This is a genomic window from Streptomyces sp. MUM 203J (assembly GCF_022414595.1).
In the GTDB taxonomy this organism is placed as follows: Bacteria; Actinomycetota; Actinomycetes; order Streptomycetales; family Streptomycetaceae; genus Streptomyces.
Map to the genome: position 1 here is coordinate 1 of NZ_JADWYO010000105.1, position 9,473 is coordinate 9,473.

Consider the following 9,473-nt stretch of genomic DNA (forward strand, 5'->3'; position numbering starts at 1 on the left):
GTTACGCCATTCGTGCAGGTCGGAACTTACCCGACAAGGAATTTCGCTACCTTAGGATGGTTATAGTGACGGCCGCGAGCTGCGGGGTGACCGCCTTCCACTGGGAGCGGCGGTGGCGGGTGTTGGAGCGGGACATCTTCCGCTTGGGTACGGCCATGACCGGTGAGACCTCCGTCTGGGATGCAGAACGGCGGCCACGCTACATGAAAACGATTGCCATTACGAATGAGTCCCGGCGGCCGGACCCCCGCGCCCCGCGCCGCGGGGCGGCCCCTCCAGTTCCTCCAGCCCGTCCAGCGCCTCCGTCAGCCACCCCACCCAGAACCGCTCCAGCTCGATCCCGCCCCGCAGCACAAGGTGCCGCAGCCGGTCCGGCTCACTGTCCCGTCCGGGCGGGAACTGCCGCTCCTCCATGTCCAGGTACTCGCCCAGCTGCCGCTGGTGCGAGGCGAGATGACGGCGCATCTCCGCTTCGAGCCCGTCCGTCCCGACCACCGCCGCGGCCCGCAGCCGCAGCAGCAGTGCGCTGCGGTACGGCTTCGGGTCCTCAGCGCGCCGCGTCCACTCGGCCAGCTCCGCGCGGCCCGCCGGCAGCACCTCGTACTCCTTCTTCTGCCCGCGGGCCGGGACTTCGGAGGGCAGGGCCCGGATGAGCCCCGCCTGCTCCAGCTTCCCCAGCTCCCGGTAGATCTGCTGGTGCGTGGCCGACCAGAAGTAACCGATCGACCGGTCGAAGCGCCGGGTCAGTTCGAGCCCCGAGGACGGCTTCTCCAGCAGAGCGGTCAGGATCGCGTGCGGCAGTGACATGCCCGCATCCTAGAGAGGCCGCGTCCGGGTCCGGATCCTCACAGGGTCGCCGCCAGCCGCGTCCCCTGGTCGATGGCCCGCTTGGCGTCCAGCTCGGCCGCCACGTCGGCGCCGCCGACCAGATGCGCGGCCACCCCGGCGGCCTTCAGCTCCTCGTACAGGTCGCGGCGCGGCTCCTGGCCGGTGCACAGGACGACGGTGTCGACGGGCAGGGTCCGTTCCTCACCGTCCACGGTGATGTGCAGCCCCTCGTCGTCGATCCGCCGGTACGCGGCGCCCGCGACCATGGTGACACCCCGGTGGCGGAGTTCGGTGCGGTGGATCCAGCCGGTGGTCTTGCCGAGCCCCGCGCCGACCTTGGAGGTCTTGCGCTGGAGCAGCGTGACCTGGCGCGGCGGCACGGACCGCTCCGGGCGGCGCAGTCCGCCCCGCTCCCCGTAGGAGGTGTCGACACCCCACTGCCGGAAGTACGTCTCCGGGTCGAGGCTCGCACCCTCACCGCCGTCCGTGAGGAACTCCGCGACATCGAAGCCGATCCCGCCCGCGCCCAGGACGGCGACCTTCTCGCCGACCCGGGCCCCGCCCCGCAGCACGTCCGGATAGCCGACGACGCTCGGGTGGCCGACCCCGTCGATGTCCGGCACGCGCGGGGTCACACCGGTGGCGACGACCACCTCGTCGTACTCCCCGAGCAGCTCCACCGTGGCGACCGTGCCCAGCCGCACGGCCACCCCGCGCAGCTCCAGCTGCGTACGGAAGTAGCGCAGCGTCTCGTTGAACTCCTCCTTGCCGGGCACACGCCTGGCGAGGTTGAGCTGGCCGCCGATCTCGTCGGCCGCGTCGAACAGTGTGACGTCGTGCCCGCGCTCGGCGGCGGACACCGCGCAGGCGAGGCCGGCCGGCCCGGCGCCGACGACCGCGACACGCTTGCGCAGTCGGGTGGGGGAGAGGACCAGCTCGGTCTCGTGGCAGGCGCGCGGGTTGACCAGGCAGGAGGTGATCCTGCCACTGAAGGTGTGGTCGAGGCAGGCCTGGTTGCAGCCGATGCAGGTGTTGATGGCTTCGGGGCGGCCCTCCGCCGCCTTCACGACGAAGTCCGGGTCCGCGAGGAACGGCCGGGCCATGGACACCATGTCGGCGCGCCCGTCGGCGAGGACCTGCTCGGCCACCTCGGGGGTGTTGATGCGGTTGCTGGTGACGAGCGGCACGGACACGGCGCCCATGAGCTTCCCGGTCACCCAGGTGTACGCGCCGCGCGGCACCGACGTGGCGATGGTGGGGATGCGGGCCTCGTGCCAGCCGATGCCGGTGTTGATGATGGTCGCCCCGGCGGCCTCGATCTCCTTGGCCAGGTCGACGACCTCGTCGAGTGTGGAACCGCCCGGCACCAGGTCGAGCATGGACAGCCGGTAGATCAGGATGAAGTCCCCACCCACGCGCTCCCGGGTGCGCCGGACGATCTCCAGCGGGAAGCGCACCCGGTTCGCGTACGATCCGCCCCAGCGGTCGTCCCGCCGGTTGGTGGCGGCGGCGATGAACTCGTTGATCAGGTAGCCCTCGGACCCCATGATCTCGACGCCGTCGTACCCTGCGGACTTGGCCAGCTCGGCTGCTCGCACATAGTCCTCGATCGTCTGCTCGACCTCGGCGTCGCTCAGCGCGTTCGGCACGAACGGGCTGATGGGTGCCTGGACGGCGCTCGGCGCGACGAGCTGCGGGTGGTAGGCGTACCGGCCGAAGTGCAGGATCTGCATGGCGATCCGCCCGCCCGCCGCGTGTACGGCGTCGGTGACGGTCCGGTGCCTGGCCGCCTCCTCCTCGGTGGTCAGCTTCGCCCCGCCGTCGTAGGGCCGCCCCGCCTCGTTGGGCGCGATCCCGCCCGTCACGATGAGCCCGGCCCCGCCGCGGGCCCGCTCCGCGTAGAAGGCGGCCATCCGCTCGAACCCGTTCTCGGCCTCCTCCAGGCCCACGTGCATGGACCCCATGAGCACCCGGTTGGGCAGGGTGGTGAACCCCAGGTCCAGCGGGCTCAGCAGATGAGGGTACGGGGACGGGGTCATGGTGGCGCCTCCTCGCGCGGGTGTCGTCGCCCCAGTTGTAGACGACCGGAGGGGAGTTATGCAACAAGTTGCATAAGGGGGGTGGCTGTGAGCTGCGCAACGCGCGGCCGGACGCGGGGCCCGGGCACACCTAGGGGTGACCCCGGACGGCAACCCGCAGCCCGCGCGCCGTCTCCCGGTCCGGGGATCAGGGGAGCGCCCCTCCTCGCTGAGGATCCGCCCGGTCACCAAGATCGCCAGGATGGGTCCCGGCAACGTGCCCCGAGACCTGAGGAGCCCCGCATGCGCCCCCGCCCCCGCCTGGCTGTCGCCGTCGCGCTCACGCTCGGCCTGACGGCCGGCCCCCTGGCCGCTCCGGCACTCGCCGCGGGCCCCACCCCCGCTGCTCGGACCGGCGCGCCCGCCCCGTCCGCCCGGGCGGACGGGCTGAACGTGCCCGCGCTGGAGGCCGCGATCGCCGGACTCCCGGACCGCGAGGCCACCGCCGCGCTCATCCGCGTCGGCGGCGACGCCACCTGGCGCGGCACCGCCGGCGTGCGGGATGTCCGGACGGGCGCCCCCGCCCTGGCCGACGCCCGGTTCCGCGCGGGTTCCGTCACCAAGGTCGTCACCGCGTCGCTCGTGGTCCAGCTCGCCGCGGAGGGCCGCATCGACCTGGACGGCACCGTGCAGTCGTACCTTCCCGGTCTGCTGACCGACGACTTCAAGCCCGTCACCGTCCGCCAGCTGCTCACCTTCACGAGTGGCTTGCAGCCGGGCGTCTCCTTCGGCGCCACGGTCGAGGACTCGCTCAGGTACCGCTACATGACCCTGACCCCTGCGACGGTCGTCGCCTCAGCAGTCGCGAAGGGCCCGGCGCACGACCCGGGAGCGGAGCAGCACTACTCCAACATCCACTACACGGTGCTCGGCATGCTCGTCGAGAAGGTCACCGGCGACAGCTACGCCCACCAGGCGGAGACCCGGATCTTCAAGCCGCTCGGCATGCGCCACACCTCCTTCCCCAAGGGCGCGGACCCGCGCATCCACGGTCCGCACAACCGCGGCTACCAGGAGGTCGACGGCCGGCTCGTCGACGTCACGGAATGGAACATGTCGGACCGGTGGGCGGCCGGAGACCTGGTCTCGACCACCGCCGACCTGGAGCGTTTGCTGGTGGCGCTGTTCGGCGGCCGGGTCGTCCCGGAGCGGTACCTGGACCAGATGCTCACCGTCCCGGACCTGCCGGGCGCGGTGATGGGCATGGGGCTGACGCGGTACGAGGTGAACGGCAAGGAGATCTGGGGCAAGACAGGCGCCCGCCCCGGCTACCACACGGTGGTCGCGGCCACCCGGGACCTGTCGCGGACGCTGGTGTACTCGGTCAGCGCCACCGACGCCAAGCGGAAGGGCGCCGAACTCGCCGAACGCTTCGCCATCCCGGCGTTCACCGACTGACCCGCGGCCCCCGCGCGGCGTGCGGGAGCATGACGGAGGCGGGCGCCGGTGCGGGGCCGTAGGCGACCGGGGCAACGCCGCGGACGGGTGTGCCGCACTCCGTCCCCGGCATGATCCGCCGGACACGGCCGAGCCGTCCCGGCGCGGCTGCTGTCGGAGGAGTGGCGCGGACGCAGCCGCACCCCGCGGGAAGGCGCGGTCCGCCGGCCACCGGGCGGACCGCGCGCCGCATGCGGACGAGCGCCGCTCGGATCCGGGGGTCGCCGCCCGGCCGGGCGTCGGCGCACCGCCTCCGGAGGACCTGCCGGGGAAGGCGGGGTCCCGGTAGCAGTCGCCGAAAGAACAACGGAGTAGCTCCCTGACCTGCGGGTAGTCCCGCTCCCCTTCAGATGCCGCTGCCAAGGGCGTTGACGCGGTTTGCGTACTCGCAGCGGGACCTACGCTGGGCCGGGATCACCGGGACGGCCGCCGTCCAGGGGCTGGCAGTGGGCGAGGAGTCGACGGTGGACCGCGGGCGCGGCGCTGACGCGCGGGGCGTGGCCCTGGCCGCGCCGTACGGTCACACCCTGGTCGAGCGCGGTCCGCTCGACGGGATCCAGCTCGGCCGCGCGGAGGGAGTCCGCGACCTTGCCCGGTACGTCGAGAGTGACAGGCAGCTCCAGGACCGGGACGTCAGCGGCGGTGTACTCGGACAGGAGGTCGGCGACGGCGGTGCGGACGGCGCCGCGGCTGACGCCGTGGTCGCGGGCGAGGGCGGCGACGGACCGGCCTTGCAGGTACGCGGCGCGCACGTCGTCAGTCCTGTCGGCCGCGATGGCCGGGCGACGGCCGCCCTTGATGCCCCTGGCCTCGGCGGCCCGCAGACCGTCGTAGGCCGGCTCGCGCTGGAGGCCACGCTGGAGTTCGCCGGCGGCGGCGAAGGTCTGCACCATGAACTTCACCGTGGGCAGCGGTTCTCCGGTGCGCGGGTGGCGGGCGGTGAGGTCCATCGCGGAGGACGCGCCGTCATGGATGCGCAGGGCGAGGCGGTCGCGCTGCAGGACGTCGAGCACGTCGAGAATGTGCCCGGCGCCGCGCACCAGGCGGAACATGTCGGAGAGTGCACGGCGTCGCCCGGCCGCGCGTACGCGAGCAGCCCGCCGAACTCCGGCCGCTCCGGCGGGTGGAGGCGGTCGGAGGTGCCGGACTGCTCCCCGAAGACGACCGGGTCCTCGATCCCGGCCTCGTCCAGGACGCGGTTCTGACAGTCGGTCGACTGCTGGTCGGCCGACACCCGCTTGGGACCGGGCCGGCCCTGCCGCTCCCCGCTGTGGTGGTCGCATTCGCCCCTGGCTGCCGGCAAACCCTGTCATCAGCCGCCATCGGATTGCACTGGACCCGAGCCGCGGACAGGCCCCGGAAGGCCGGGGTCCATCGGACGCCCGCCGCGCCTGTCGTCATTCGTTCCTCTGAAGACAGGACCGGCTGCCGGCGACACCGCAGCGGAGGCCGCGAGCAGCCGGTCGGCGGCCGTCAGGTGTGGCTGTCGCGGAGGAAGTCGCGGATGAGGGCGGCCCATTGTTCGGGCTGCTCGACGAACGGGAGGTGCCCGGTGGCGATCTCGGCGTAGCGCGCTCCGGGGACGGCTTCGGCGAGCTGTCGGTGGTGGTGTGGCGTCACGAGCTGATCGAGCGTGGTGGAGATGACGAGGGTCGGCACGGTCAGTGCGGCGAGGTCGGCGCGGACATCGACGTGGTCGATGAGCAGGTCGAGGTGCTCTGGCGTGCCGGGCGGGACGGTGGCCGCGGTGGTCTTCAGGGCGGTGTCCAGGTCGTCCTGGCCGATGGCCTCCAGGGCCGGTGCGCTCAGTCCGATCAACGAGACGAAGGCGGCCAGCTGCTCCAGATTCCCGGCGCACAGCAGGTCGCGCCACAGCTTGGCGGCGAGGAGGAAGCGCGGGTCGGGGTGGGCGAAGCCGGCAGTCAGGACGAGGGCGGTGACGCGGTCGGGATGGCGGGTGGCGGCCCGGACGGCGACCGGGCTGCCGAGCGAATACCCGGCGATGGCGAAGGTGTTCTGGCCCTCTTCGACGGCGGTGGCGACCAGTTCGTCGGCGAGGCCGTTGAGGGTGAGCGGCGCCTCGGCGCGTTCGGTGCGGCCGGTGCCCGGGTAGTCCGGGCCGATCACGGTGTGCTGGGTGGTCAGGGCGTCCATGATGGGGCCGTAGTTGGCGTCGATGCCGCCGCCGGCACCGTGGGCTAGGAGCAGGCCGGGGCCGGTGCCGCGCACGATACGGCCGAGGCGAGAGGTCGGCAGGGCAGGGGACATGTTCGTTCTTCTCCTTGAGTTCCGGCAGCGGGTGATCACTGCTGGCTGGTGCGGTGGTGGCGGACGGCTGCGGCGGCGATGAGCACGGCGCCGCCGGCGAGCAGAGCGCCGATCCAGGGCAGATCGGTCAGGGTGAGGCCGGAGGCGAGGGCGTGACCGCCGAGCTGGGAGCCCCCGGCGACGCCGAGGTTGAATGCGGAGGCGCTGATCGCGGTGACCAGGGTGGGTGCGGTCGGGACGGCGGCCAGTGCCCGGTCCTGCAGCAGCGGGATGAGGGCGGCCGCGATGACGCCCAGCACCAGTACGGTGACGGCGGCCGTCCACCGGATCCGGCCGGTGAAGCTGAACGAGGCGAGTACACCGGCCAGGCCGACCAGCAGGGCGCACAGCCCGGCCCAGGGGGTGTGGTCGGCCAGGCGACCGCCGAGGACGTTGCCGGCGACCGCGCCCATCCCGAACAGGGCGAGCAGGGTGGTGACGGCGGACGGGGTGAAGCCGCTGACCTGCTGCAACAAGGGCGCGATGTACGTGTAGGCGGTGAACAGCCCGCCCTGGGCAACCACGATGACCGCCAGCACCAGGGCCACCCGGGGCCGGAGCAGACCCCGCATCTCGCCCTCGTGACGAGCGGCCTCGTGCGGCGCAGGTGGGCGGACGAGGGCGGCCACACCGCAGAGCACGACAGCGGCGAGGGCCGCGATCGCCCAGAAGGTGACCCGCCAGCCGTAGTGGTCGCCGGTCCAGGTGCCCAGCGGTGCGCCGAGGACCGTGGCCAGATTCCAGCCGGCCGTCACGACGGCGATGGCGCGGCCTCGGTGGGCCGCCGGCACCATGCCGACGGCGATCACCATCGCCGTCGCGAACGCTGTGCTGTGTGTGAGCGCGGTCAGCATCCGGGCCGCCACCAGGATGGTGAAGCTGCCGGCCAGGGCCGCGGCGAGGTTGCCGGCGACGGACACGCCCAGCAGCACGAGCAACGCCCGGCGCCGCGCCAGCCGCAGCATCCCCACCGTCACCAGCGGCCCGGCGACGGTGACTACCAGGGCGTACCAGGTCACCAGGGAACCGACCACGGGCAGCGGACGGTGCCAGTCGGCCGAAAGCTGCGGCAGCAGCCCGACCATGACCCACTCGGCTGTACCCACGACGAACACGCACGCGGTCAGCAACGCCAGGGCAGCGGCGCTGCGGCGCCGTACCGCGGGGACGGAGGTCTCGGTCGCCGGGCGTGCGGTGCTGGTGGTCATGACCAGGACGCTAAAGTCTCACATCGGTGTGAGAGTCAATGCAGTGAGGTGCAGATCACGTGCGCATCGGGGAGATGGTCCGCCGGACCGGGGTCAGCGAGCGGCTGCTGCGCTACTACGAGGAGCAGGGTCTGCTGACGCCGACGAGGCTGCCCAGCGGCTACCGCGTCTACACCGACGCGAATGTGGACACTGTCCGACGCATCCGCGCCCTGCTGGCCGCCGGACTGCCGACCACCGCCATCGCCCAAGTCCTGCCGTGCATCCGTGACGACGGGGCGACCCTCGTGCCGGTCTGCTCCGAACTGGTGGCACAACTGCGCCGCGAGCGCGAGCGCATCACCGACGCGATCAAGGACCTGCAGACGTCGCGAGGCATGCTCGATACAGTCATCGCGGCAGGCCCGGCCGACACCGACTGAACGGTCCGGTCGCCGCAGCCGGCGGGGCGACAGCGACCGAGCCCCGGCCGGCTGACGCCGCCGGCGGCTGCACGCCCACCGGTCTTCGGCGGCGGTGCGACGCCCGCCGTCTGGCCGCTGCAGCCCGGCTGACAGATGGTCCGCGGCCACGATACGTAACGGCCGGTGTCCCTGGTCGTCGAGCTGGGCCAGTTCGTGCTCGTAGCCGACGGTGATGGAGCGGTAGGAGCCGACCACCGAGCTGCGGGCCGGGGAGATGTGCGCGAGCACCTCGGCGTCCACCCCGCGGCCGGGGCCGCGCAGTTCACCGACCGCCAGGCCCGTGTACGCGGTGTGCCGGCACACGCCCGCGTTCGTCACCACCGTCAGGCATCACGCCTGCTCGTTCTGCTGCTCGGGCTGACGGCGGGTGATCTTGCCCTCGCAGGCGCTGTGAAGCTGGCGCCGCAGGGAATGCAGGGATCCGCCCTTGTCCAGCCGTTGGGCGATCTTGCGCGGGTAGCCCTCGTCCGACGAGCACTTCGTCGCGTAGACCGTGCGCCGGGTTGCCCCGTACTCCTTCAGCGCGGCCGCGAGAGCGTTCTGCCGGGAGGACGCAGAGAGCCCGCCGACGATCAGGGAGGCGATGCTGTGCCCGTACCTCAGCGACCCCGTCGGCCGCAGCAGATCGTCCCAGCGCGCGGCCACCGGGTCCAGGTTGGCCTTCTTCGCCAACGGCCGCCCCGCCTACGGGAACCGCTCCTCGTAGCCGGCCTTGGTGCCCATCCGGTACAGGGAGATCTTGTCCAGGTCGCGGATGCGGGGCGAGAACTGGATCAGCTCGTCCTTGCCGATCGCCGGGAACGAACGCAGGGCCTCCCACTCGTCGTCGGAGAACACCCGCGTTGCCATCTGCCCACCCGTCTCGCCGCCGGCGTCACTCGTTCAGCCCAACGAGTCACCGACTCCACAGCAACGGGCCAGGCCAGGGGCTGCTCCGTTGTCCTTTCGGCGACTGCTGCCGGGCCCCCAAGGCGCCTCGGTCCCCGGGCTCTCCGGCTTCCGTCACCGCCGCCACGTGGTTCCGTCGGCACCGCGCCCGGCCCGGGGCCGACGCCCCGGTACCCGCCGGGCGGGCCGCCGGTCCGACCCACCGGCTGCGGCACCGCCACCCGCGACCCGCGCGAACGCGCCGCCGGTGAGCGGGCCGACGC

At 72.7% G+C, this 9,473-nt stretch carries 9 protein-coding genes and 1 pseudogene; 2 read left to right on the plus strand and 8 right to left on the minus strand.

The annotated features are described in order from the left end of the window. Window positions 1-61: 61 nt before the first annotated feature. The 3 genes and pseudogenes from rpmF to I3F58_RS28565 all read right to left on the minus strand — a co-directional run. Window positions 62-157, minus strand: a pseudogene (rpmF, locus tag I3F58_RS28555) (50S ribosomal protein L32); the annotation flags it as partial. Window positions 158-219: 62 nt separating this feature from the next. After that, window positions 220-807 (minus strand): PadR family transcriptional regulator, encoded by a 588-nt coding sequence (locus tag I3F58_RS28560; RefSeq protein WP_240111612.1) that lies wholly within the window; start codon window positions 805-807, stop codon window positions 220-222. 38 nt (window positions 808-845) lie between these two features. Further along, window positions 846-2,867: an NADPH-dependent 2,4-dienoyl-CoA reductase gene (locus I3F58_RS28565; RefSeq protein WP_240111613.1), complete on the minus strand. Its 2,022-nt coding sequence runs from the start codon at window positions 2,865-2,867 to the stop codon at window positions 846-848. Between the two features lie 282 nt (window positions 2,868-3,149). Here I3F58_RS28565 and I3F58_RS28570 point away from each other — a divergent pair, with 282 nt between their 5' ends. Next, window positions 3,150-4,304, plus strand: a complete 1,155-nt coding sequence (locus I3F58_RS28570) for a serine hydrolase (protein WP_240111614.1) — start codon at window positions 3,150-3,152, stop codon at window positions 4,302-4,304. Between the two features lie 437 nt (window positions 4,305-4,741). Here I3F58_RS28570 and I3F58_RS28575 read toward each other — a convergent pair whose 3' ends face one another. The 3 genes from I3F58_RS28575 to I3F58_RS28585 all read right to left on the minus strand — a co-directional run bounded on the left by I3F58_RS28575 (window position 4,742) and on the right by I3F58_RS28585 (window position 7,858). Next, window positions 4,742-5,395, minus strand: coding sequence for a hypothetical protein (locus I3F58_RS28575; protein ID WP_240111615.1), 654 nt, complete (start codon window positions 5,393-5,395; stop codon window positions 4,742-4,744). Between the two features lie 421 nt (window positions 5,396-5,816). Continuing rightward, window positions 5,817-6,611 (minus strand): alpha/beta fold hydrolase, encoded by a 795-nt coding sequence (locus I3F58_RS28580; RefSeq protein WP_240111616.1) that lies wholly within the window; start codon window positions 6,609-6,611, stop codon window positions 5,817-5,819. A gap of 35 nt (window positions 6,612-6,646) precedes the next feature. After that, window positions 6,647-7,858, minus strand: a complete 1,212-nt coding sequence (locus I3F58_RS28585) for an MFS transporter (protein WP_240111617.1) — start codon at window positions 7,856-7,858, stop codon at window positions 6,647-6,649. 59 nt (window positions 7,859-7,917) lie between these two features. Here I3F58_RS28585 and I3F58_RS28590 point away from each other — a divergent pair, with 59 nt between their 5' ends. After that, on the plus strand, window positions 7,918-8,280 hold the full coding sequence (locus I3F58_RS28590) for a MerR family transcriptional regulator (RefSeq protein ID WP_240111618.1): 363 nt from the start codon (window positions 7,918-7,920) through the stop codon (window positions 8,278-8,280). A 372-nt stretch (window positions 8,281-8,652) separates the two neighbouring features. Here I3F58_RS28590 and I3F58_RS28595 read toward each other — a convergent pair whose 3' ends face one another. Beyond that, the gene (locus tag I3F58_RS28595) at window positions 8,653-8,994 is read right to left on the minus strand and encodes a transposase (protein ID WP_240111619.1); all 342 of its coding nucleotides are present in this window, start codon (window positions 8,992-8,994) and stop codon (window positions 8,653-8,655) included. Between the two features lie 12 nt (window positions 8,995-9,006). Next, window positions 9,007-9,171, minus strand: coding sequence for a transposase (locus I3F58_RS28600; protein WP_240111620.1), 165 nt, complete (start codon window positions 9,169-9,171; stop codon window positions 9,007-9,009). Between the last annotated feature and the right edge of the window lie 302 nt (window positions 9,172-9,473).

Coding starts and splice junctions, on each gene's coding strand:
- I3F58_RS28560 (WP_240111612.1), bottom strand. CDS start 807: ATGTCACTGCCGCACGCGATCCTGACCGCTCTGCTGGAGAAGCCGTCC.
- I3F58_RS28565 (WP_240111613.1), bottom strand. CDS start 2,867: ATGACCCCGTCCCCGTACCCTCATCTGCTGAGCCCGCTGGACCTGGGG.
- I3F58_RS28570 (WP_240111614.1), top strand. CDS start 3,150: ATGCGCCCCCGCCCCCGCCTGGCTGTCGCCGTCGCGCTCACGCTCGGC.
- I3F58_RS28575 (WP_240111615.1), bottom strand. CDS start 5,395: ATGTTCCGCCTGGTGCGCGGCGCCGGGCACATTCTCGACGTGCTCGAC.
- I3F58_RS28580 (WP_240111616.1), bottom strand. CDS start 6,611: ATGTCCCCTGCCCTGCCGACCTCTCGCCTCGGCCGTATCGTGCGCGGC.
- I3F58_RS28585 (WP_240111617.1), bottom strand. CDS start 7,858: ATGACCACCAGCACCGCACGCCCGGCGACCGAGACCTCCGTCCCCGCG.
- I3F58_RS28600 (WP_240111620.1), bottom strand. CDS start 9,171: ATGGCAACGCGGGTGTTCTCCGACGACGAGTGGGAGGCCCTGCGTTCG.